This window comes from Mycolicibacterium flavescens (genome assembly GCF_001722335.1).
Taxonomy (GTDB): domain Bacteria; phylum Actinomycetota; class Actinomycetes; order Mycobacteriales; family Mycobacteriaceae; genus Mycobacterium; species Mycobacterium flavescens.
In genome coordinates, this window is sequence record NZ_MIHA01000014.1 from 143155 (window position 1) to 167915 (window position 24761).

Annotated in this window: 11 protein-coding genes and 1 tRNA gene; 8 read left to right on the top strand and 4 right to left on the bottom strand. The window is 64.7% G+C overall.

Annotation, left to right across the window (positions count from 1 at the left end; all coding sequences use genetic code 11):
- Positions 1–49 precede the first annotated feature (49 nt).
- Both BHQ18_RS19105 and BHQ18_RS19110 read left to right on the top strand, forming a co-directional pair.
- Positions 50–1096: a hypothetical protein gene (locus BHQ18_RS19105; RefSeq protein WP_131815710.1), complete on the top strand. Its 1047-nt coding sequence runs from the start codon at positions 50–52 to the stop codon at positions 1094–1096.
- Positions 1083–2531, top strand: coding sequence for an ApeA N-terminal domain 1-containing protein (locus tag BHQ18_RS19110; RefSeq protein WP_131815711.1), 1449 nt, complete (start codon positions 1083–1085; stop codon positions 2529–2531). Before BHQ18_RS19105 ends, BHQ18_RS19110 begins: the two co-directional genes overlap by 14 nt.
- Positions 2532–3759: 1228 nt before the next feature.
- Here BHQ18_RS19110 and BHQ18_RS19120 read toward each other — a convergent pair.
- The 3 genes from BHQ18_RS19120 to BHQ18_RS19130 are packed head-to-tail and all read right to left on the bottom strand — an operon-like array spanning position 3760 to position 15845.
- Positions 3760–9063, bottom strand: coding sequence for a DEAD/DEAH box helicase (locus tag BHQ18_RS19120; protein WP_069415222.1), 5304 nt, complete (start codon positions 9061–9063; stop codon positions 3760–3762).
- A complete protein-coding gene (locus BHQ18_RS19125; RefSeq protein ID WP_069415223.1) occupies positions 9064–12987 on the bottom strand; it encodes an Eco57I restriction-modification methylase domain-containing protein in 3924 nt (1307 codons plus the stop codon). It abuts the gene before it with no gap.
- A complete protein-coding gene (locus BHQ18_RS19130; protein WP_069415224.1) occupies positions 12984–15845 on the bottom strand; it encodes a helicase-related protein in 2862 nt (953 codons plus the stop codon). Before BHQ18_RS19130 ends, BHQ18_RS19125 begins: the two co-directional genes overlap by 4 nt.
- Before the next feature lie 872 nt (positions 15846–16717).
- Between BHQ18_RS19130 and BHQ18_RS19135 the strand changes: the two genes are divergently transcribed.
- Complete coding sequence (locus BHQ18_RS19135) at positions 16718–17611, top strand: Abi family protein (RefSeq protein ID WP_069415254.1); 894 nt, start codon at positions 16718–16720, stop codon at positions 17609–17611.
- Between the two features lie 211 nt (positions 17612–17822).
- Here BHQ18_RS19135 and BHQ18_RS19140 read toward each other — a convergent pair.
- Positions 17823–17905, bottom strand: a tRNA-Leu gene (locus BHQ18_RS19140).
- A 281-nt stretch (positions 17906–18186) separates the two neighbouring features.
- On the opposite strand from BHQ18_RS19140, the gene BHQ18_RS19145 reads away from it, so the two are divergent.
- The 5 genes from BHQ18_RS19145 to pbpA all read left to right on the top strand — a co-directional run bounded on the left by BHQ18_RS19145 (position 18187) and on the right by pbpA (position 24732).
- Positions 18187–19659 carry an FhaA domain-containing protein gene (locus tag BHQ18_RS19145; RefSeq protein ID WP_069415255.1) on the top strand — a complete coding sequence of 491 codons (1473 nt, stop codon included), beginning with the start codon at positions 18187–18189 and terminating at the stop codon, positions 19657–19659.
- 133 nt (positions 19660–19792) lie between these two features.
- Positions 19793–20260, top strand: a complete 468-nt coding sequence (locus tag BHQ18_RS19150; protein WP_069415225.1) for an FHA domain-containing protein FhaB/FipA — start codon at positions 19793–19795, stop codon at positions 20258–20260.
- Positions 20257–21825 (top strand): PP2C family protein-serine/threonine phosphatase, encoded by a 1569-nt coding sequence (locus tag BHQ18_RS19155; protein WP_069415226.1) that lies wholly within the window; start codon positions 20257–20259, stop codon positions 21823–21825. The genes BHQ18_RS19150 and BHQ18_RS19155 overlap by 4 nt, the downstream gene beginning before the upstream one ends.
- A 22-nt stretch (positions 21826–21847) precedes the next feature.
- Positions 21848–23260 carry a peptidoglycan glycosyltransferase RodA gene (locus tag BHQ18_RS19160; RefSeq protein WP_069415227.1) on the top strand — a complete coding sequence of 471 codons (1413 nt, stop codon included), beginning with the start codon at positions 21848–21850 and terminating at the stop codon, positions 23258–23260.
- Positions 23257–24732, top strand: coding sequence for a D,D-transpeptidase PbpA (pbpA, locus tag BHQ18_RS19165; protein WP_069415228.1), 1476 nt, complete (start codon positions 23257–23259; stop codon positions 24730–24732). Before BHQ18_RS19160 ends, pbpA begins: the two co-directional genes overlap by 4 nt.
- Positions 24733–24761 lie beyond the last annotated feature (29 nt).

The window sequence follows — 24761 nt, forward strand, 5'->3', positions numbered from 1 at the left end:
TGCCGCAGTGGGCGAGGCGTGTCACAGCCGGGGAATACCCTGGCTGGCTGTGACGACCGACCCGAGGGAGCGCCTTCTGCGGATGGCGGTCTTGATGTGGAGTAACGCCGACCGAGCGGCTCGGGCGTGGCGGATGGGCGAGTGGGCGCTGCTGCATCAGGTCCGTGCCGATGGCAGCAGCAAGCCCCGGGATTCGTCCCGTTTTGTTCCGGACAGGGGAAGCAGCCTCGACCTCGATGACAGACACTGCTTACCCCAGCTTGGCGCGAACTTCGTCAGCTCGACGGCGCGGTTTCCTGTGATGAACGCGGCCGAGTGTCTTGTTGGGGCATCCCAGGCGTTCGGGGCATCGTTGGAGCAGAAGCGCACGAGCACACTGTCGACCGGGATCCTGTGCCGCAGCGCCATCGAGAGCGCCGCCAAGACTATCTGGCTTCTCGCCGACCCCAACCGCGCCGTCCGGCGCGCTCGCTCACTGGGCTACACCGAGCGCGAGATCGGCTACCAGAAGAAGTACATCGCCGTCGAGACGCGCTTTCTCGAGGTGCGCACTGACGAGCGCCGCGACGCCGCGCGCCAGAGTTTCGCCGAGACGGAGCAGCAATTTCGTGAGCGGTTGAACTTCCTGACGTCGCTACCGAAGGCAGCCCGACAGCGGCCGCCCTCAGACTATGAGTTCTTTGTCCGTTGGGCCGGGGAGTGGATCGATCAGAATCCTCCCCCGCACATCACTGATGCCGACGGATTGCCGCACGGGATGTCGATCGGGGCCGAGCGCTTCTACACCGTCGGTTCGAGCTTCGTACACGGATACAAATGGATGACCGCCTATCTTGGCACCGAAGAGAACGTCCTCACTCAACTCGCTGAGAGTCTTGCCGCGGCGGTAATCATGACCGAGTGCGCGGTGGCGCTATACGAGGCCCAGGCGACGCACCCCGCCCGAGCGCGAGTGCGCCGCAAGAATTACCCCGACCATCTGGACCCGACGGTGTCGCTGTGGGCAGACCGATACGGCCTACCTGCACCAGCAATGGGGGAACCCATTCCGATGATCATTCGACAGGAGGCGGAGGCCGGTCATGAGACAGTCTGAGCCGCAACGGATCACGGGTTGGTTCTACCTACCGGAAGATCCCAGCAACCGTGTGCCGGGAGTGCTGACCTGGGAACCGGACGACGGTGCAACCCTGGAGCTGATCGGCGGTTTCTCTCCGGGACCCGAGGTCCGCCGGAATCCGACCGGCGGACGGGTCGCTACTAACTTCGTGGGCGACGTGCGGCCGGGGACCGTCTACGGTGAAACAGTTGCTGGAAAACACATTTCTGTCTGGGACGCTCAGCGGGGCAGTCACACCGCAGGCTTTGACGGCGCAGTGCGTGAAGAGTTCTGGCATTCCTCCTGGATGTGCGTCGGTGCGCACATCATCAGCCCGCAGGAGCCGGCATTCGTCAAAGCCACCATCGCCATCGACGAGCTTTACTACCTCACCGACGACGGCAGGTTCTGCGCACCGCAGTGGGCGACGATCGAAGGCGTGGAACATCCGGGCGAAAAGCAGCCCGACGGCACATTGTTGACTCCGTACATTCTCCCAGTCGTCGGCGGCTACCGAGCTGAGTACGCGCGAGCTGACACCTCAGACGCTTCGTATGCGATCGGAACCACCGCAACGCGACCATGGATAAGTCCAGCGACAGAGGCCATGCCGGAACTGAAGCTCGACATGATGACGACCAACCTCCGCAGCGGCCCACAGGTTCGCCTACAGGTCGTCGCCCACGCCTGTATTGAACTGCCGGACAAAGCACCTGGGTCGGTGGCCGACTTCGCGGATCGGAAGCCAGCCGTCGACGACCTCGTTCAACTGGCTACATTCGAGTCCTGCGGTAGCTCGAACATCACCCTTCACACCGTCAGCGATGAGAGCACCTCCCTGCTGATGCACACCGGCCGGATCGCTCGCCCCGATGATCCGCACAAGCCGACGGCCATCGTGTTCACCCTCGCCGATGTCACACTCGAGGCATACCTTCAGACGCGGCAACGCTTCACCGACAGTCTCCAGTCAAGCTATGCATGGAGCGTCGTTGTGGGCCTCTGCGGACATTCATCACGCATCGTCGAGGAATACGTGAGCCAGGCGCTGGCCGCAGCCGAGGGCTTCCACCGCTGGTGCCTCGGCGCCCGAAGCAACGTCACGTTGAACACCCGACTCCAGGCACTGCACGACAGGCTCGCCCCCGAGGTGCAGGCGACACTCGGCCTCGACGTCGCTCATTGGGCAAGCTGGGCCGTGTGGGCACGTAACCACGTTGCACACGGCGGAACCCATGCGTGGCGGCCGCACAGTGACAGCTTTCAACTCCATTCGGTCGCCGAGTCAGTTCACCTCGTGACCTATCTGGTTGCACTGGAGGAGTTGAATGTGCCCGAGGCCAAGGTGAGAGACGCTCTGCTAAACCACCCACGACTGAGCGCACTCGTGGAGCGATGCTCGCAGGTCAACGATCTCGACGACGCCACTTGATCGGCACAAAGGTCGTCGTGATTGACATTCGTCACGAACTATCGATGCTGCAACCGCTGGCACTTGTGCAACTTTGTCACAGCGGTGGATGGCATCCATCGCCACCGCGGACACCTCGGCACCGCTGGAAGAGAAGGCGGTCTCTGACTCGAAGCGTGCTCGGCCGCCAGAGGACGAAGAGCGCGATCGCGGCATGTACATGTCGACGACCGCGGACGGGGCCCCGGCAGGCCTCTTCAATCGCGCAATGGAACCGGCTCCGGGTGCGTACAGTGCCGAGTGGTCTCGCCGGAACCACACGAGCAGGGATCATTTCGACCCGTTCGTGTTGGCAAGCCAAGTGGGTCAGTCTTGGTACTAGCGGTTATGTCGCATGCGTTGGTGATGTCGGCTGCGATCCACCAGAGATCCCGCGTAAAGGGCAGAATGAGCATGAGACTGAGACGGATCGACTCGACAATATCCAGCTTGACCCGGGAATTGGATCTGCCGGGGGCGAATCGAATCGCCCTGTCCTCACCTACAGTGATGTAGTCAGTCCGCCAGAGGAGCGCTTGCGCCTCTAGATTAGGATGCGTTGTGTCACACAACATGTCGTAGGTCTCTCGTGCATCCGGTACTTGCTTAACCAAGCGGTCGAGGCGTGTCAAGATGCTCTTGGCGAGCGGCCACCCGTGTTCGGGCCCATAGAACCTCGACCCCATCCGTGTCTCCCAAAGCAGGCGATACACCGCTGCCTCGCCGGAGCTCGACTCGGCCCGAATTCGACTTCGACTCCCGTGCACCTCACGCCACGAATCGAGCATCCTCGTGTGGCTGTCCCAACACACCACCCCCAGCTCGAACAGCGCGCGGGCTGAAACTGCGCTTGGTTGGAGGCTTCCCTGTACTAGGGCAGCCAGTGCCGCGGCGGCAAGTTCCGCGGCCTGGACCAACCGTTCAGCGCGATGCGCCACAAGGGCGGAGAGAAACGCTAGACGTGTGACGTCGCGTCGGTCCGGAGCGGTGTAGATGACGAATTCCGGAAGTCGGTGCCGCTTCAGCTCGTCGACCAGTTGCGACATGAGGCTGTCGATCAGGTGGAGTCGGAACTTTGATGACTTTTCGACGCCATGGGTGTCTCGCAGTATTGGCCCTAGCACGGCCGACCACGCGCGCCCGTCTGCGCGGTCGAGGACCCCGAAGCTCGGAAGCGCAGTCACGTCCATGCGACGCTGGCCTACGTTACTCAGGCATCGAGCCGTGATTTGAGGGCCGAGACCCCTGCGTCCAGATCGTCATGGCGAATCACGACCACTGAGTAACCACAGTCCTTGAGCTTCTCCCGGCGCACGGCGTCGATCTTTTGCTGAACTGCCTTGTCGTGGACCCCACCGTCGAGGAAAACCGCGATGTGCATGCCCTCGCCCACATAGTAGAGATCGGCAGACGCAACGGGCCTATCTGGTGGAAGCCCCTGGTGAGCGCTAGTGGGCGCGGGCAGCCCGGCAGCTCGCAAGGCTGCCACCATGGCTTCCTCCATGGCCGAGTCGAACGATGTGACGACCGCGTCCCATGACTCGGGCGCATGGTCGATGGCGATGGCCAACCCGGCGAGAAGGTCAACGAAGAAGTCGACGACCAACGTCCGGTCAAGGGTGTCGTGGTGCCATTGGTTGTAGAAACTGCGCAGACACTCGTAGCACGAGGCTTGGCATGCGTCCGACTGGTCGTTGCCCTGCGGGTCGACGTGAAGGATATCCAGAGCCCTTGCGGCAACCGCCTCCCACGCTGCTTCGTCGGTCATACGGTCAAGCACACCAATGCCGCCTTCATCCATTTCGTAGATCAGGATGCGACGCTGCTGCGGGCCTCCGCGACCGGGATAGACCTGCCCGGCGAGCTCGTCTTCGTTAATGCCGAAATGCGTGCCCATGGCGGCCTGTAGCGCATACATCAAGGTGTAGGCGTACATATCGACGTCGCTGCCGTCGGGCGCCGCGACATCGAGGACCATCATGTCGTGCCGGCCATCGTTGAACAGCACGATGTTCTCGATCAGGTTTTCGCTCTGCGGAAGACAGTCGCTACCTTGGCTGTAGTGATCGGCATCGGGGTTCCACTGCCGGCATCGTGCGCACAGGCTGAAGTTGCTGTCGGAGCGGACCAGGCCTGTATTGGCCTGCACGACATACCCGAGGTGCGCGGTGGTCAGACCGATTGTCGTCCCCGAAGCCGTCGTGAGAGAGCCATTTCGAGTGGAGATGTTCGGCAGTCGGTAGGCGGCCTCGACCCTATAGCCTTGGCGCAGGCGTTCTTCTAGGTCAGCGCCGACCGTGTCGCGTTGAATGGCGTATTGATCCATGACGGGCATGGCGCTGCGGAAAACCGTCTGGGTGTCGAGCGGCCGATCGCAGGACGGGCACTTGCTCGTCGTATCGACGGCGTCACCCCCCAAGTAGTACCCGCATTCGCACAGCGCGAGTTTGGACGTGATGTCTTCGGCGTTGCGTCCCGACGATGCCCGAGTGACCTGGTAGCGCTTGCCCAGGTGGTAAATCGAGTTTCCGGGAGCAAATTCGCGGAGTGCGATAGACCGGGATCTGACGCGTGCGCGTTCACGGTCGCTGAACCGCAGCAGTGCCGCAGCTCGGGGGAAAGCGTAGCTGGGCAAGAAGCCTCGTTGCGCCAGCCAGGACAGCGGATGGTAATCGCCGCGGCCGTTGTAGATATGGCCACGGATCGCTTCGACGGAGGACCGGCGGCGATCACCGCTGCGATCCAGTTTTCCCTTATCTCCTTTGGCATTGAGTTCGTCGAGCTCGGCTTTGAGTTCTGCGGCGTAGTCGACGAGCGCAGCCATGGCCGAATCTAAGTCCTGGACGAAGTGGTCGATGATCTCCGCGGCGTCCGCAGCTTTGACGGTCACCGCTGAGTCGATGACATCGGCGAAAGTGCTTGTCACGGCGGTGGTCAAAACGCTGCGGTGGGTATCGATGAAGGAACTCAGCTCCGTCTGGAAGTCAGCGGCCAGCCCACCCAGCCCGTCGTCGAGGCGAGTCCAGGTGCCCAGTTCGGAGGGCAGGTCGCCGTGAATGTTCACGTACTCACCGAGGACGATTGCGTGGGTATGTGCTGCCAGCAGTGCCTTGTTGTCCAGCAGGAACCGTGGTGTGGTGATTTTGCCGGCGATGATCCGTTCGGGACGTTTGAAGAAGTACTGGTCGTGGGATGCGGCCCGCCCCTGCGCTGAGCAGAAAGTCACGACGGTGGAGGGTTGCGCGGCGCGACCGGCGCGGCCCTGCCGTTGGGCGTAGTTGGCCGGTGACGGTGGAACGTTTCGCATGTACACGGCCGAGAGAGTGCCGATGTCTACGCCCAGTTCCATAGTGGGAGTGCAGACCAACACGTTGAGGGGATCGCCCTGTGCACGGAAGCGGCTCTCGATGAGCTTTCGCTCGTCACCGTCGAGGCTGCCGGTGTGTTCGGCGGCTTCGACTTTGACGTGTTCGTCTAAGGGTGCGGTGTAGGAGGCGCGGAAGTAGTCGTCGCGATCCTCGCGGTCAGGTTTGACGGCGGCTTTGACGCAGCGTGGACAGGACCGTTCCTTGGTGAGCAGCCAGCGCGCTGCACAGCGCATGCACCGGAATCCTTGGGGCTCTGCGGCAAACCAGTACAGCACATTTTCTTCGTTGACGACCCACCCGCCTTTCTCGTCAATCAGGTAGCCGTACTTCACCAGGCAGTGCGCAGCTTCCCGAATGATCTGCTTGGCGGCTTGGGTTCCGTGGGCATCGGGGTCCAGGCCGACTTCCTTCTTCACCCAACGGGTCAGCGCGGTGGTTTGAGGTGAGTCGGTGCCATCGGAAAGTATCTTGCCGGCCAGCCGCCTGTAGCTAGTGCGGCCCTTGGATTCCCTTCCTTCGTCGTAGAGGGTTCGGCGCAAGGGAAGTTCTGGGCCGGCGTGGAAGAACGCTGGATCGGCCAGCTGCTCGATGACATCGCTGGCAAATCGGTCGTGGTCGGTGAATGCCGCCGCCGGGCCGTCGTCGTTAGCGCTGACGATCGCGCGCTGGCGGCGCATGAGATCAAGGATCACCCGCAGCAGATCTTCGGTGAACCCAGGATCGGTTGCAGCGTAGGCCCGGATCATCACGCCCAGCCCATCGTCTTCTGCGACCGCGGCGGCGACCTTGCCGGGCGTGAATGCCCGGTAGTCGACGACGATCAGGCCGGTGTCCTCCAGGTTGGGTTGGGTCTGACGTGGACCGCCGCTAGTTTCCAGGAGAACCCCAGTTTTCAAGTAACGCAGATACCGGCCTTTGGTCTTGCTGGAGCTGTCGCCCGGATCGAAGCCACCCTTATCCTGGCCCGCGCGAGCGAATTTGGGCAGTGTCTTGGTGGCCTCCATTTGTTCGAAGGCCGCGTCGGCGAGGTCGGCGGTGTCGAGCGCCGCCTCACGGCTCAGGGCCCCCCGCGCATGCAGGGCGGTGATGAAGGCGCGACGAACGTGGAAACGCCGTGACATCGACCGCAGATGCGCGGCCTGGAATGACGAATCCTGTTGATTGTCAGTGAATGCCATGACCTGGGGTTTGGCCATGGCCGGGCCGTTGTCCTGTCCGTTGAGCATCCCTTCGACGAGCACGTCGGTGGCCGTCGCGCGGCCCACGGTCCCCACCTGGAAGAACTTGTTGTACTCAGAGTGGTTTCCGTCGTATCGGACGCCGCAAGACGGGCACAGCAACAGGGGGGCCGAGACGCTCACGACTTCGCGTCGGCGCTGATGCCCGCAGGTCGAGGCCATGTCCCCGCATTGCCCGCAGACCGTCATCGTCACGGGGACCGCTCCGGCACGACCTTTCTTCGGTGCGCCGCTCTTATAGACATCGCTGTCGAGCACGGGAGCGACGTCACGGTCCCATTCGTCGGTCATGACATAGACGGCGACACCGTCCTCGGCGGCAGCCAGGAAGTCCCGGGAGCCCAACCGGGTGGTCAAATCTTCAGCGACGTAGAAGTCCTGGCCGCAGGACTGGCAGAACACGACTGGAAACGCTGGCACATCTTCCAGGCCACCCTGAGCGCAAGTGCTGCAGGTGGATTCGCCTTGCTCGGATAGGTGCGGTGGGTCTTCGGAGACCAGGCAGCGGGTGACGGGCAGTCCCTGGGAGAAGAAGGCGTGGGCCTTGGGCGTGAGCAGCCCGACATCAGTGCCCTTCGGGCCGGGTGTTTTTACCGCGGCGCCCAGCATGACGGCGGCCTGAATCTCGGCGGCGGCCTGCTGGCGGGTAGCGCCGGGCCGGACATCGTTGAGGTAGCGGGTCTCGAGCTCAGTCATCGACACAGCCCCGGCCCATAGGGCGTGCTCCAGCCAGGCGACCGGCAGTGCGTGCCGAACGACGTCGGGGGTGGCGGGCTGGTCGAGCATCGCCTCGCCCAGAATTTCGGCCACCGCAGCATCGGATTCCGTGGCGGTCGCGGTCGCCACGATCGCAGGGTCGACGGGCTCGGCCGAAAGGTGGAGGTCTGAGCCCGTGGGATCGGCGGTCTCTTGCGGTCCGTAGGTTTCTCCGACCACGCAGTCTGGGTCGAACTCTTCCCCGAAGAGTTTGGCGGCGAACGCCGCGATCAGTTGGCGGGCTTCGGCGGGATCGCCCGAGTCGACGGTGGCCGAGGTGCCGATGCAGCGCAGGCTGCCGGCGGTGGCGGTGCGTCCTTTGAATCGGCGCACCAGCAGCGCCATATCGGCACCTTGGTGCCCGGAGTAAGTGTGCATCTCGTCGAGCACGAGAAACTGCAGTCGCCCGCCTTTGGCCAGGGTTTCGAACAAGGCGGCGTCACTGCGGCGCACCAACGCATATTCGAGCATCTTGAAGTTGGTCAACAAGATGTCACAGCCGTTGCTGTGCAGGGTGTCCCGGTCGATCACTTCACTGTCGAACGGTTGGTCTCGGCCGGTCAGCTCCTTGAAGTCTTTCATAGCACCCTCATGGGAGGACTTCAGCGTTCCGGTGTAGTTGCACACAGTCAGACCACTACCCGACAATCTGGCGGCGATGTCCTCGTACTGGCTGTTGGCCAGGGCGTTCATCGGGTAAATAATGACTGCGATGGGAGACCGAAATGCCGCGGGGTCCCTGGATTTCACAAGTGTCAATGCCGTCGACACTATCGGTATATAGAAGGTGAACGATTTGCCCGACCCAGTGCCGGTTGTCACGGCGGTGTTGTGGCCATCCATGACTTGGCGTATGGCTTGCTCTTGGTGGACGAAGGGTAAGATCGGACCACTGCTGGCGTCGCCGGGGATACGCGAAAAGACGGACAGCACACCGGCATCAACTACGCCCCCCTCGACGAGCGCCTCCAGTGAGGCACCCGATGCGAAGGGCTTAGCTAATGTCAGAAACGGCTCCCGGTACAGCAGTCGCCCTTCGCGCCGTTTCTGCTGCACCCAGTCGCGGATGGCCGGGTTCTTGTAGAACTGGAACGAATCTACGTAACGGGTATAGGTTTCCCGGAGTCCCGAAATCATTGACAGCGGATGCATTTAGGGTTTCCCTCCGATTTCTTCGAACGCTTCCAGTCGCAAGCGCTTGCTGCGGTACTCCCCGAGCGTCCGGGTTTCGATCTTCCCCAGTAGCTTGAAGTGATCCAACACGATCTCGTAATCCGCCGTCGATAGTCCGTAGGCCTTCGCGATTAGCGCATCACATTGAGCGTCCAAGGTGTCCCGTTGCTCCGGCTCCCACGGATACAACGGCAGCCCGACAGTTTCGGCCAGCCGCGTCGAGGTCAGACTTAGCCGCGCAGCAAGATCAGCTGCCTGCTTTGGGATTTCACAGGGCGCCGGTGCTGCGCACTGCGTCAGAACGGGGGTGGTCACGTGTCCTCCTGGCATGTGTACCCGGACAAGAAAGTCAAGAGTCATGGAATTCAGTAGCGCTGCAGCAGCGGTCACCCTGCCCATGGGGACGACCAATACTGGCAGTGTGTGCGTTGCAGGCAGCGGCTCCATGATTGCGACCCGCAGGGTCCGTCTGTTCGTCCAGACAGCACCAATATCGCGCAGGCCCATCGCCACATGGTCGTCACCAATAAGCGCGGCGCATCGGTCGGTGGCAACCGCTTCGTGCATCCAGTAGCGCGGCTCGACCTCGAACTGTGGGTCGCAGTGCTGTTCGTCTGTGACCCAGGGGATGTGAGGTTTGCGGCCGTATCGGTCCTTGCCGGTAAATCCCTCGTAGGTCCGGGCGCGGTGATCCCAACGATTGGCCATCTGGCCCTCATAGACGGGCACGGCGACCCGACCGTCGGCGTGCCGGTATCGCTTATCTCCGTCGAGGTGGAAACCTTGGTCCTCCAGCTTCGGTCCGCGGACTAGCTCACCCGACTCCTTTGCGTTCGAAGAGTTGAAGAGGGTCACATACTTCAAGCCCCAAGGGTTAGCACCATCTGGGTCAGCGAAGTCGAGCGTGCTAAAACGGTCCTGCAACATGAGCGCAAGGTCGATTTCCCGCTTATCCGCGGATGACAGCAGGTTGTTCGTGCGCGGCGACGCTGCACGCAGGTCGTCGCGGCTCCAACCGCGCAACTCCCCGACAGCGGCCTCTTGGACGCCGAAGTTCAACATGGATGCTTGGACTGGTACCGCCGAGGAATGGCCGAGATGCAGGATGCAGAAGCGTTCGACGGGGGCGACTGCCGGGAAAACACGCTTCCCAGTTCGGTCTTGATTGACCATGTCCAGAACTTCGCGGACGCGACTGTCATCAAGAAGTCTCTTCCACACCGGGGATTGGGAGGCGTCAATCGCGATGCCCGATTTCACGATGAGCCCGACGTGACTGCTGGAGTTGGCAGCAAGCTCGGTGAAGAGCACGTATGTGTTCACCTTGCCGGAGGTTCTGGTGAAGCGACCACAGGACTTGGCGTAGTGCGCCATCCGGCCCTGTAGGGATCGGTACTGGCTCCATCGCGCGAAGGTGTCGGGGGCGTCCGATTCAAGTGCAGCGATCGCCTGTTTACGGGTTTCACTGGTCATCGCCGCGATCGCCGGCTTGTGCTGTTTGAAGAACGCTTGCTCTCCGCTTTCGAACTGCTCCCAGGGAGGATTGCCGAGGACAAGATCGAACCCACCGGCGGCGTGGGCTTCTGGGAAAGCGAGTGGCCAGTGCAGGGGATTGATGTCGGTGAGCAGATCAGCCGCGGTTGCCGCTAGCTGCGGGTCGGGGTTGCCGTCTAGCGCCGCGGCGTATTCGACGCTGGTAGGTGGCGCGACTCCGCGACCGGTGTCGGCGGTCCAGAAGAACGCTGAGGTCCACAGGTCGGCAGTCTGTTTCCATCGGGCGTAGTCGGTACTGGCGATCCAGTCGCGGTATGCGGCGGCTTTGCGGCGCACTTGTTCCGGACTGTGTTCTTCCTCGTGCAACTCGGGGGGGAGAGTGAGAGTGAAATCAATGGCGCCCTGCTGGAACAGATCGCCGCCCGCGGAGTTGAATGCCTCGTTGCGTTGGGCAGCTTTGTTGAGCACCGATCGGTCTGCACCCTTGACCGACGGCACTTTGTACGCGGCGTCGGGGATCTGTTTGGGCACCTTGAGCAGTGGCCATCCCACCAGGCTGTCTCCGCAGACGATATGGTGGTCCAAGAACGTCAGCGGTTGGTCTGGCACCACGCAGTGGATCCAGAGGGCGACTTTGGCGAGTTCGGTTGCAAACGGGTCTTTTTCGGCACCGAAGATGCACCGCTGCAGCACATCTCGCCGCGCAAGGGCGAGGTCGGTATCCTTCGGCTCATGCGGGTCGCTACGCGCGCGGGCCAGCGCATACGCCAGGCGGTCAAGTGCACCAATCAATATCGCCGCTGAGCCGCAGGCCGGATCTAGAATCTTCAGATCGAGGATCGCCGCAGCCCGGGCTGCGGACTCGTCACCAGCGGCCGCGAGGGTCTGTTCGATCACCGGGTCCAGCGTGCGGGTCAACAGCAAATCGGTCAGGTCGACGGGCGTGTAGTAGGAGGCAAGGTCTGCGCGTTCGATGCTCAATGGCGCCAGATAGGCCTCCCCGGCACGCACTACACGGCCGTCAACGGATTGAGCCGTGGCGGCAATGGTCAGGGTGTAATCCAGTAGCGACTCATAGACAGCGCCGAGCTCCTCGACGCCGAGGTTGCGGTAGTCGATGTGCAGGCTGATCTTGCCGGTCTGCACGGTGGTCAGCGCTTCAATGGCGGCCGTGAGGTTCCAGTTGGCCATCCGCGCGTTGGTCATCATCGGTGTACGAGCGCCATCGAACAGGAATCCGTTGTACGGGTAGACGCCGAGTACAGCGGCATCGGCTTCGTTGCTGAACAATCGAAAGGTGGTCTTGAGGCCTTCCCACAGGTCCATTCGCCGGGGTTCGGCGAGGCCATCGACGGCAATGCTGCGCAACCGGGTCAGGCTGTAGCTCTCGCGGTAGAGCGCGTCAGCGCCTTTGAGCATTCCGCGTTGCTCGGCGAACAGCAGGAACAGGATTCGGTACAGGACGGTGAGCAGTTCGCGGTAGAGCTCCCGGCCAAGGTCGGGGTTGGTTTCCAACTGGCCGCGCAGTTCCGGGTTGGCGTCGATAACTCCATTGGCCAGGCTGCCGATGGCCGATCGGACCTGAGGTTGCAGGCGGCGCCCGGCGGCCACACCGGCGGAAACCGCTCTACTGTAAAGCGATTCCAGCGGTGTCGTCGACATCGTGTCGTCATCAGTGGCGCTGTCACCGTCGTCAGCGTCGTCATCCCCAGACGCAGCAGCGCTAGTGCCGGGCGAATCCGCGGTGGCAGTGTCGGCGCTGGGCCGGAAGCGTGAGACGTGGCAAAGCCGCCACAGCGCCAAGAAGTCCGGCCAGCTGGCGGCTTCGAAGATTGCGACGAGATCGAATTCGACATAGCCACGGGTGCGAGTGTGGTGGTAGTCGCGCAGTAGGCGAAGCACCCGGCCGTTGGTCAAGATTCCCCAACGCGCGTCGGAGGCATTCAGATAGCCCTGCAGCTCTTCATGTGGGCTTCGCTTGCGTTCACCGCGTTGGTCGAAATCCCCTGCGGCTACCGTGTGGATCGGAGGGCCATCCTCGCCCTGCCATCCGAGATGACTGATGTCCCAACTTTGCCCGCCGGCGGAAAGCTTCGCCCGTTGATATGCGGGTGAGAAGCCTAGTAGGTCAAGCAGTTTGATGACCAGACGATCTCGGATCCGGGATATGTCCATGCCGCTTTTGAGTTCGTCGCCGTAGGTCGACCACAGTGCTACCCCGGTGCGGAAGGCGGCTTCCTGGTCGCTGAGAAGTTGCGTCTTGGTTGGGACGGAACCGTTGAGGTCGGTGAATGTGGCTGCGGCAGTGAGAAATTTCGCGTCGCCATCTACGTCAGGGGCGCGCAGGCTGTCGGTGATGACGTCGCCAATGAGGCCGCCGCTGGTGTGGATGAGGCTGACATCGGTCATGGTTTCACCTGCGGGTAGAGCAGGGTCATTGCTACGAGGTCGGTTGAGGTGGGTTCGACCTGGGTTAGTCCGTTGGCCCATGTTGCGACCAGGCTGCTGTGCCGTTTGGCGAGGGTCGTTGCGCGTTGCGCCGCGACTGCGTGTAATCGGTCGCGCAGCTGGGGGTCGTCGAGGACGTGCGCGGTGTCTTCGAGGACGTCGTCGCGGTGCTTGCTGCCTGCGCCGGCTGCGGCGGCCAGCAACGGCGCGGGGTCTAGGGTGTCGCCGGTGCTCAGTTGGTAGCCGATCGGAACTAGTTCTTCGAGCAGGACCGGTGGTTCGGCGTGGGCGACGTAGCGGATCAGGGCGTGCAGGAGTACTGCGCGGCCGGTGGTGGTGTCGATGATCCGGGCGGCGACGCGGCCGCGGCACTCAGGCATGCGGGCTTCCTCAAGCGTCATGTCGATGAGGCGTCGCAGCAGGGGGTGGGCGAGGTCGATCACGTCGATGTCGGGGTCGTCGATGCCGATGGTTTGGTCGAACGTGAACCGGTAACCGGATGGGATCAGGTCCGTGAGGTTCGCAGGAGCGCTGCTGGCGGTGAATATCGCGGCGTCCTCGCTGACGGTGGTGTGGCGATCACGCAGGCTGCGTAACGTGAACTCCCGCACCTGTTCTGGGGTACCGGCCAGATCACGCGACGTGGACAGGGCTTCCTCGATGGCTTGTAGTTCGATTCCGGTCTGTCCGTAGAAGGATTCGTCGCGCACCCGTTCCAGGGTGTCGGTTTCGTCGACGCTTTGAGCGGTCAGTTCGGCAAGCTCACTGTCGAGGCTGCTCATATCCTCTTCGGCGTCCTGGGCGAACAGGTCAGCCAAGGACAGCTGCGCGGCGCTGGACCGGGCGGTCACCCGGCCGCGGAAGGCTGCCTGTGGGTCTGACAGGTGCAACAGGATGTCGGTGTTGGCCAGAAACGGCGGCACGAATCCGTAGTCGGCGCGCATCTGTTCGGCCTTGCGGACGATCAGATAGAGGAGGCTGGCATCCAAGGGATCGTCGAGCACCAGTGTGCGGATTCCGACGAACGGTTCACGCTGCAGGAACCTATCGATACGTCCGTTGCGTTGCTCGATCCGGTTGGGGTTCCACGGCAGCTCGTAATGTACGAGTTCGGCGCAGGCCCGTTGGAGGTTCACGCCTTCACTGATGCAGTCGGTGGCGATCAGAACGGCCGGGCTGGCTTTTTCGAACCTCGTGAAAACCTCGTTTCGTTGGGCGAGGTTCATCCCGCCGTGGATCGCGAGAACCTCGGTGTCCGCCGGCAGGCCGGCTTTCGCCTTGCCCACCGCCTTTTCCAGGTGAGCGACCAGATAGTCGAGGGTGTCCTTATATTTGGTGAACACCAGCACTCGGGGTGCACCGGGATGCTGTGCCATCCGTTCGGGCAGCAGTGTGAGCAGAGCCTGCAGTTTCGGGTCTTTGGCTGCGGTGACTTGCTTGGCGAGGTCGCGGATCTCGCGCAGGCGGCGCAGTTCGGTCGCTGCGTCCAGTCCGCTGGTCGCGGTCACGTGCGCAGCGTCTTGTTCGTCGTCTTCATCGAACATCGCGTCGGTTGTGGTTTCGGCGGCACGTTCAAGCGCGGTGGCGTTGGTTTCCAAGCTCGTACCGCGGGTCACGGCCGCGATCCTCTTGTCGATGCTCGAGCGCAGCGCCGCCGGGCTGGACAGCAGCCGTTTTTGCAGATGCGCGGCTAGCCAGCGGTCCACAGTGCGGGTGCCGCCGGCGTACAGGTCGCCGGCGTACTCGTTGAGTGCAGCCAGCAAGGCTTGCATCTCCCGCTTGCGAGTCAGGCTGACGAGTTGCTCATCGGCGCGGCGGTCCGGGAATGGCGATTTGGCGCCGCGCAGTCGATACCAGTCTTCGATGTCGGCGCGGCGTCGTTGCACGACGTGGTGTTCACGTGCGCGGCGGCGGTCCAGCCCGGCAAAGTCGGTGACCAGGGTGGGATCGAGCATCTGGAACAGCGAATGGAAGGAATCGGTGAACCCATTGTGGGGCGTGGCGGTGACGAGTAGCAGGTGCCGGCACCGGGCCGCGGCAGTGGAGGTGAAGAGGAATCGTTCCATGTCCGGGGTCGATCGACCGGCTTGCGTGTGTGGCTTGGCCGCGATGTGCGCTTCGTCGACGATGAGGCAGTCCCATCCGTAGGACAGGACCTCCTCGGTGCGGGTCTTGAGGTAGTCGATGCTTGCGATCACGATGTCGTGGGCGGCCCACACGCTCTGGCCCGGAAGCAGTCTGCGTTCCAGGGCCGGCAGCAGATGCCCGGCCACGATCGTGGCGTCGATGTGGAACATCCGGTCTAGCGCGTCGCGCCACTGATCGCGCAGGTTGGCGGGCACGGCGATCAGTATTCGGCGGGCGCGGCCACGGGCGAGCAGTTCGGACAGGATCAGCCCTGCCTCCACGGTTTTACCGGTGCCAACGTCATCGGCGATGAGGAGGCGGACCGGGTCGCTGTTGAGGGCCATCAGCAGCGGGACGAGCTGGTAGTCGGTGGGAATGGCTCGGGACCGCTGTAGGCCGAGGATGGGGGCGGTGCCATGCAGTAGGGAAAACTTGTAAGCGTCCAAGAGAAGCCGCTGCTGGCGGTCGTCGGCCAATGCACCGGGTTGGGGGAACGGGAGTTCGCCGGCCTCCGCGGTTTCCAGTCCGGTGTGAAACCTGGACGGCTGGGTGTAGCGGCCGTCGAGTGGTGTCACCCCGAAGGTTGTTCCGTCGCAATAGTCGACCCGCCAGAGCCGCGCGCGCAGCCGGACCACCTTGCCGGGTGTCAGGAGGTCGGCCGCCGTCGGTGTGGCCCCTACAGTGGTGGTCACTGGCGATCCCTTTCGAACAGTCTGTGGCTTCTTCTTGCGGTGCGGTGTGCTGCTTTTCCTTGCGCTGACCTGCTTCGATACTGATCGGGTCGGCGGCGCATCGGTTTGTCGGAGTTTGCGTTGTGGTGGACGTTCAATCTCCCCAGCTGCGATAAGTTCCTGGTGGACGATGCGGCGCAAGTTCGCTGAGTTTCTCAGGCTGCGAAGGTAGTCCATCTGGGCCTCGCGGTGTGTTAACGGCTCAGGTTCGCGCCGGATCTGCCTCAGCGCTTCCACCACCCAGTCGCGAGATTCTTTTGAGACGCGCAGCCAGGATTCACGCAATATCGGCCACGCAACACGAACGAAGTCCTCCCGAGGCCGTGCCCCGTATTTGCGGGCGAGCGCATCCGCGGGGTTGTCTCTGATTTGTTGCCCAAAGAGGTCGCGGCAGAGAACTTTGAGCAGGCCTGGGGGTAGGTTGGTCCACTTGAATCTGTACCGTGGCACCCCGCCCCCAATCACACCTTCCCCGGCACCCAACTGCTTACTCGGTGAGCACGCCAATCGGGCCAAACACCAACGTCCGCGCCAGTTCGTTCGTCTCAACGTATCCACCAGTGTGGTGTTTGTCTGCGTGATCGAAGATCGTCTTGGGAAGCCCGGTTCGGGTTTATTCCCACACCGCAATCGATTACGGGGTCGCGGATGCGTGCCATAGTTCCCGTTCGTCGTTGTGGGTGAGCGGTTTGCCGGCGGCCTGTGTCTGCAGACACGCAGCCGACCCATTGCACGCTGTCGGCGGATTCGGCTACGGTGGAGGCAATCGACCCCCTCCCAAGCCTCTCCACGATGCTCAAATGGGAGGGGCCTTTTTTGGTCTGAGGTGCCTGTTGAAGCCGAGCCTGTCGTGGGACGAGCAAGTCAACCTGCTGGTCCAGCGGGATCTGGTCGTCACTGATCACAGTGCGTGTGCGGCCTTCCTCGCGGCGAACAACTATTACCGGTTCTCTGGCTACATGCGCTACTTCCAGAAGGCGCCGCACCAAGGCGAGAACAGCTTCCAGCCCAACACCGCTTTTGACGACATTCGTGCGATCTACGACGCCGACGAGGCCCTGCGGTCACTACTCTCCCAGCGCCTCGCCCGCGTCGAGGTCCTCCTCCGTACCCACACCGCGCACGTCATCGCCAACGAATACGGGCCGTGCGGCCGGTACCTCGACGAGGACTTTTACACCGACGCCGCCAACTCGGAGCCAACCGTCGAGTCGTGCTTTAAGGACATAGGACGTAGCAGGGAACGCCACGTCTTGCGCTACACAACCGCTGGCGCAGGCACATCCGACTTGACCCGTCTGCCCGTCTGGTCGGCCGCCGAGGCGTTCTCGTTCGGCACATTGTCCAAGTGCATCGAGCGCGGCGGGCAGGGTTCTCTCGCGGATGCTGTCGCGAGCAGCATCGGGGTCGCCAAGGCTGGTTTCCCTTATCGGGTACGAGCGCTGGTCTACCTCCGCAATCGCTGCGCGCACCACAGCCGATTGTGGCACCACTCTGTCATTGACGCCGGCCCCACCCCGAACAACGTTCGCGTTAAGGCTAAGCGGCTCGCGGGGCAGTTCGACCCGCGGTCTGTGCTCGATGTCGTCGCATCGCTCGATGACATAGTCGTCCGCGGGCGGACTGGTGACCCCGTGCTACCGGAGCTGGTGCAGCAGCACGACCGGACCTCTGCGTTCTGGAAAGGGCTGGGCCATCCGGTCAACCCGCGCGACAGCGGGGCATAGCCAGGTACTGTCGCGTCGCCAGCGCAGTGGGAACATCCCAGATCCGGTGGGCGGAACGCGGAAAGCGACCTCGCCATTTCGGGATTTGCGCGGACAGGTCCCGAGACGACCCGTCCGGCACTCTCGAGTACGACAACCCGGCAAAAACAGAGGTCACGAACCGTTTCTGGTTCGTGACCTCTGTGCCTGGAGTTCGTAGAACTCCTCGTTGTGGGCGAAGGGGGACTTGAACCCCCACGTCCCGAAGGACACTGGCACCTGAAGCCAGCGCGTCTGCCATTCCGCCACTCGCCCCAACAACCGGGGGAGCCTATCACGCTGGGCGCCCCGCTCCTCAACCGTACCGGCTGCCTTCCGATCACCACAGCCGAGGTCTCACCGCCCCCGGCGCCAAGGCCCTGACCTGCCCTTATCGGGCGACTGGCGGCTGTCGTCCCGATTCTCACAATTCTGTTGGTCCCGCACCGGCGGCCTTGGCCGATACCATGCAGGGAAGCATCGTGGCCAGGCGACACGCTGGCACCCGCTGCGGGTGAGCAGCACCGATGGACGAGACGAGTGAGGCGGACGGTGAGATGGGTCTAGTCGACCGGATCGAGCGCAAGCTCGAGTCCACGGTCGGCGACGCATTCGCCCGGGTCTTCGGCGGGTCGATCGTCCCGCAGGAAGTGGAGTCGTTACTGCGCCGCGAAGCCGACACCGGGGCCCGTGAAGTGCTCGGCGGTCAAGTTTTGGCGCCGAACGAGTACGTCATTACCCTCAGTGTGCCTGACTATCAGAAGGTGAGCGCCGACCCAGACCTCACATCAGCGACTTTTGCCAAGCATTTGGAGGGGTACATCCGTGAGCAGGGATGGCAAACCTATGGTGATGTTGTCGTCAGATTCGAGCAGTCGTCCAACCTGCACACCGGACAGTTTCGCGCGCGTGGCGTGGTCAATCCCGACTCCACCACTGGCGAACCGGCCCCATCACCGAGAGACCGTGCGTCCAGCGCAGAATCAGGAGTACCACCGATGAGCGACAACCCGAGCTATCGCGGCGGCGGCCAGGGACCGGGGCGTCCGGCCGACGAGTACTACGACGACAGATACGGCCGTCCCGACGAGCGGGCCCCGTACCCGCCGCAGGACCAGGGCGGCTACCCGCAGGGTGAGCAGCCCGGCTACCCGCCGCGCCACGGCGGTTACCCCGAGCAGGGTGGCTACCCGGATCAGGGTGGCTACCCCGACCAGGGTGGCTACCCGCCGCCGTCGTATGAACAGCGCCCGCCCGCCGGCGGGTACGGCCCGCCCCCGCAGGGTGGCTACCCCGACCAGGGTTACCGCCAGCCTCCGGGCGGCGCCCCCGCCGGATACGGCCAGCCCGGTTACGGCCCCTCGGCCCCCGCCCCCGCGGGTGACTACGACTACGGCCGCCCGCCCGCGCCCGGGCGTCCCGACGACGGCGGCTACGGCCGTCCCGAGCCGCGTCCCGGCTATCCCGATCAGGGCGGCTACCCCGACCAGGGTGGTTACCCGGATCAGGGCGGCTACGGCGGGCAGCCCTACGGCCGCCAGGAACAGGGCTACGCGCCGCCGGAATACGGCCGCTACGGCGACGCTGCGGGCGCCGGTTACGCCGAGCCCGGCTACTCCGAACCCGCCGGCGCCGGCTACGACTACGGCCAGCAGGACTACGGGCAGGATTACGGCCAGCAGGACTACGGCCAGCCCGCCGGCTACGGCGGTTACGGCCAGGGCGGTGACTACGCGACCGCCGGTGCCACGGTGACGCTGCAGCTCGACGACGGCAGCGGCCGCACCTACCAGCTGCGTGAGGGCACCAACGTGATCGGCCGCGGCCAGGACGCCCAGTTCCGGCTGCCCGACACCGGTGTTTCCCGACGCCACCTCGAGATCCGCTGGGACGGTCAGGTCGCGCTGTTGTCCGATCTGAACTCCACCAACGGCACCACGGTCAACAACGCGCCGGTGCAGGAATGGCAGCTCGCCGACGGTGACGTGATCCGGCTGGGCCACTCCGAGATCATCGTTCGCGTGCACTGAGCGCGGCGCGGAGAGCGGTGAAGCTGGTCGCTTCCCGCTCATCTCGGTGACCGTACAAGTATCGTGACGGTGCCGAGGCTGGCTGCGTGGTGCCGACGCGACAAGTACGGGATGGAGACGGAGAGGACGTCAGATGCAGGGGTTGGTACTGCAACTGACGCGCGTCGGTTTCCTGCTGCTGCTGTGGCTGTTCATCTGGGCCGTGCTGCGGATCCTGCGCACCGACCTCTACGCGCCGACGGGCGCGGTCATGGTCCGCCGCGGCCTGCCGCTGCGCGCCTCGCTGCTGCCCAACCGCGGCCGGCGCAACGTCGCCCGGCAGTTGATCGTCACCGAAGGCGCTCTGGCCGGGACCCGCATCACGTTGGGTAGTCAACCGGTGCTGATCGGGCGCGCCGACGATTCGACGCTGGTGCTGACCGACGACTACGCCTCGACACGGCACGCCCGGCTGTCCCCACGCGGATCGGAGTGGTACGTCGAAGACCTAGGATCGACCAACGGCACATACCTCGACAGGGCGAAGGTGACGACGGCGGTACGGGTTCCGATGGGCACACCGGTTCGGATCGGCAAGACGGTAATCGAGCTGCGCCCGTGACGCTTGTGCTCAGGTACGCCGCGCGCAGCGACCGCGGCCTGGTCCGCGCCAACAACGAGGACTCCGTCTACGCCGGTGCCCGCCTGCTTGCGCTCGCCGACGGCATGGGCGGGCACGCCGCGGGCGAGGTGGCCTCCCAGTTGGTGATCGCCGCGCTGGCGCATCTCGACGACGACGAGCCCGGCGGCGACCTGCTGTCCAAGCTCGACGAAGCGGTGCGCGAGGGCAACTCGGCGATCGCCGCGCACGTCGAGGCCGACCCCGAACTCGAAGGCATGGGCACCACGCTGACGGCGATCCTGTTCGCCGGCAACCGACTTGGCCTGGTGCACATCGGCGACTCGCGCGGCTATCTGCTGCGCGACGGTGAGCTGACCCAGATCACCAAGGACGACACGTTCGTCCAGACCCTCGTCGACGAGGGCCGCATTACCGCCGAAGAGGCGCACAGCCACCCGCAGCGCTCCCTGATCATGCGGGCGCTCACCGGCCACGAGGTCGAGCCGACGCTGATCATGCGCGAAGCCCGCGCCGGGGACCGCTACCTGCTGTGCTCGGACGGGCTGTCCGACCCGGTCAGCCACGACACCATCCTCGAGGCGCTGCAGATCTCGGATGTGTCCGAAAGTGCCGACCGGCTCATCGAATTGGCGCTGCGCGGCGGCGGTCCCGACAACGTCACGGTCGTGGTGGCCGACGTCGTCGACTACGACTACGGCCAGACCCAGCCGATCCTGGCCGGCGCGGTCTCCGGCGACGACGACCAGCCGCCACCCAACACCGCGGCCGGCCGGGCGTCGGCGTTCAACCCGAAACGCAACGAAGCCAAACGCGTTCTGCCGGAACCGGAGGAGCCGCCGCGACCGCCGAAGTCGCGGCGGCGAATGTACATCGCCGCCGTGCTGCTGGTGCTCGTCGTGCTGGCCGGTCTGGCCGTCGGCCGGGAGATCATCCGCAACAACTTCTACGTCACCGCCCACGAGGACGTCGTGTCGATCATGCGCGGCATCCCCGGATCGATCCTCGGGTATCCGCTGCAGGAGCCGTACCGCCAGGGCTGCCTGACCGGTCGTAACGGCCTGACGCTGATCAGCCCCGGGCAGGAACCGCGCGACTGCGAACCGCTGCGGGTCAGTGACCTCAAACCGTCCGAGCAGCGCCAGGTGATCGCCGGGCTGCCGACCGGCACCGAGGACGAGGCCATCACCCAGATCAACCAGTTGGCCCGCGATTCGCTGCTGCCGGTCTGCGCGCCGGTGCCGAGCACACCGCCGCGCACCACCGCGCCGCACAGCCCCGCTCCGACGAATTCGCCTGGGCTGCCGAACAATCCGCCGACCCCCGGCGGGCGCGAGACCCCGGCACCGGAAACCCCGCGCACCGTGTCGCCGCCGCCGCCGGAACCGTCCGAGCCCGCGCCGCCGCCGGCCTCCCCCGCTCCCCCGCCGCCGGGCGCCCCGCCGCCGCCGGCTCCCGAGTCGACGCCCAAGCCTCCCCCTCCACCGACCGTCACCGCGCTGCCCCCGGTCCCCGAGCCGGGAATCAACTGCCGGGAAACGTCATGACCGGGCGAGCGAGGGCACTGGCATGACCACCCAGCCGCAGTCCGCCGTCGCTGTCACGCCGCCACTTCCCAACCGGCGCAACGCCGAACTGTTTCTGCTCGGCTTCGCCACCGTCATCACCACGCTGGCGTTGCTTCTCGTGGAGGCCAACCAGGAGCAGGGCCTGCACTGGGATCTCGTGCAGTACACGATCGCCTACCTCGCGCTGTTCCTCGGCGCCCACCTTGCGATCCGGCGGTTCGCACCGTACGCCGATCCGCTGCTGCTGCCGGTGGTCGCACTGCTGAACGGCTTGGGGCTGGTGATGATTCACCGCCTCGACCTCGCCTCCGGTGAGCTGACCCAGGACGGGCTCGGCGGCACCGCCAACCAGCAGATGCTGTGGACGCTGCTCGGGGTCGTCGGGTTCTCACTGATCGTGATCTTCCTGCGCGACCACCGGCTGCTGTCGCGCTACGGCTACGTCTGCGGCTCCGCCGGTCTCGTCCTGCTCGCGATACCCGCGGTGCTGCCGCGCTCGATATCCGAGCAGAACGGTGCCAAAATCTGGATTCAGTTGCCGGGCTTCTCGATTCAGCCGGCCGAGTTCTCCAAGATTCTGCTGCTGATCTTCTTCGCGGCGGTGCTGGTGTCCAAACGCAACGTGTTCACCGGTGCCGGGAAGCACGTCCTGGGCATGGATCTGCCGCGGCCGCGCGACCTCGCGCCGCTGCTGGCCGCCTGGATCGCCTCGGTCGGCGTGATGATCTTCGAGAAGGACCTCGGGACGTCGCTGCTGCTGTACGCGTCGTTTCTGGTGCTGGTGTACATCGCCACCGACCGGCTCAGCTGGGTGGTCATCGGGTTGGCATTGTTCGCGGTGGGAAGCGTTGCGGCGTACTACCTTTTCGACCACGTCAAGGTGCGGGTGCAGACGTGGATGGACCCGTTCGCCGACCCCGACGGCGCCGGCTACCAGATGGTGCAGTCGCTGTTCAGCTTCGCCACCGGCGGCATCTTCGGCACCGGGCTGGGCAACGGACAGCCCGGCACGGTGCCCGCGGCCTCGACCGACTTCATCATCGCCGCCGTCGGTGAGGAACTCGGGCTGGTCGGGCTGGCGGCGGTGCTGATGCTCTACACCATCGTCATCGTGCGGGGCCTGCGCACCGCGATCGCGGTGCGCGACAGCTTCGGCAAGCTGCTGGCCGCGGGGCTGGCCTCGACGCTGGCTCTGCAGTTGTTCATCGTCGTCGGCGGTGTCACCAAGCTGATCCCGCTGACCGGGCTGACCACCCCGTGGATGTCCTACGGCGGCTCGTCGCTGCTGGCGAACTATCTCCTGCTGGCGATCCTGGTCCGGGTCTCGCACGCGGCACGGCGGCCGCTGGTCGCCACCCCGCAGTCGTCGACGCCGATCGCCTCTGCGGGCACCGAGGTGATCGAGAAGGTATGAACACCTCCCTGCGCCGCGTCGCCGTCACGGTCATGGCCCTGATCGTGCTGCTGCTGGCCAACGCCACGCTGACCCAGGTGTTCACCGCCGACGGTCTGCGTTCGGATCCGCGCAACCAGCGGGTGCTGCTCGACGAGTACTCGCGCCAGCGCGGCCAGATCTCGGCAGGCGGGGAACTGCTCGCCTACTCGGTGTCGACCAACGGCCGCTTCCGGTTCCTGCGGGTGTATCCCGAACCGCAGGCCTACGCGCCGGTCACCGGCTTCTACTCATTGCAGTACTCGAGTACCGGGCTCGAACGCGCCGAGGACTCCGTGCTCAACGGGTCCGACCAGCGGCTGTTCGGCCGCCGGCTCGCCGACTTCTTCACCGGACGCGACCCGCGCGGCGGCAACGTCGACACCACGATCAAACCGCAGGTGCAGCAGGCCGCGTGGGAGGCGATGGAGGACGGCTGCGACGGGCCCTGCAAGGGTTCGGTGGTGGCGATCGAACCGTCGACCGGCAAGATCCTGGCGATGGTGTCGTCGCCGTCGTACGACCCGAACCTGCTGGCCACCCACGACATGGCCGCACAGTCCGAGGCGTGGCAGCGGCTGCGCGACGACCCCGAGTCACCGCTGCTGAACCGGGCGATCTCGGAGACCTACCCGCCGGGGTCGACGTTCAAGGTGGTCACCACCGCGGCGGCGCTGCAACGCGGCGCCAACCCCGACACCCAGCTCACCGCGCAGGCGCGCATCCCGCTGCCCGACAGCACCGCGACGTTGGAGAACTTCGGCGGCTCGTCGTGCGGCGGCGGCCCGACCGCGTCGCTGCGGGAGGCGTTCGCGCGTTCCTGCAACACCGCGTTCGTCGAACTGGGCATCGACACCGGCGCCGACGCGCTGCGCTCCACCGCCCGCTCGTTCGGTCTCGACGCGCCGGCCCCGGCGATTCCGCTGCAGGTCGTCGAGTCGCAGATCGGGCCGATCGCCGACGCGGCCGCGCTGGGCATGTCGAGCATCGGGCAGAAGGACGTTGCGGTGACCCCGCTGCAGAACGCGATGATCGCCGCGGCGATCGCCAACAAAGGGGTGGCGATGCGCCCCTATCTGGTCGATAGCCTGAGGGGACCTGACCTAGCCAACATCGCCTCCACGACTCCGCAGGAAGAGCGGCGGGCGGTGTCCGAGCAGGTCGCGGATACACTGACGGATCTGATGGTCGCCGCCGAGCAGGTGACGCAGCAGAAGGGAGCCATTGCCGGCGTGCAGATCGCATCCAAGACCGGGACAGCGGAGCACGGCACCGACCCGCGCAACACTCCTCCGCACGCCTGGTACATCGCCTTCGCTCCGGCCCAGGCGCCCAAGGTGGCGGTCGCGGTGCTGATCGAGAACGGCGGCAACCGGCTGTCGGCCACCGGAGGCGCGCTGGCCGCGCCGATCGGGCGGGCCACCATCGCCGCGGCGCTACGGGAGACACCGTGACGGCCCGAAGCCGAGCGAAGCGAGGCGAG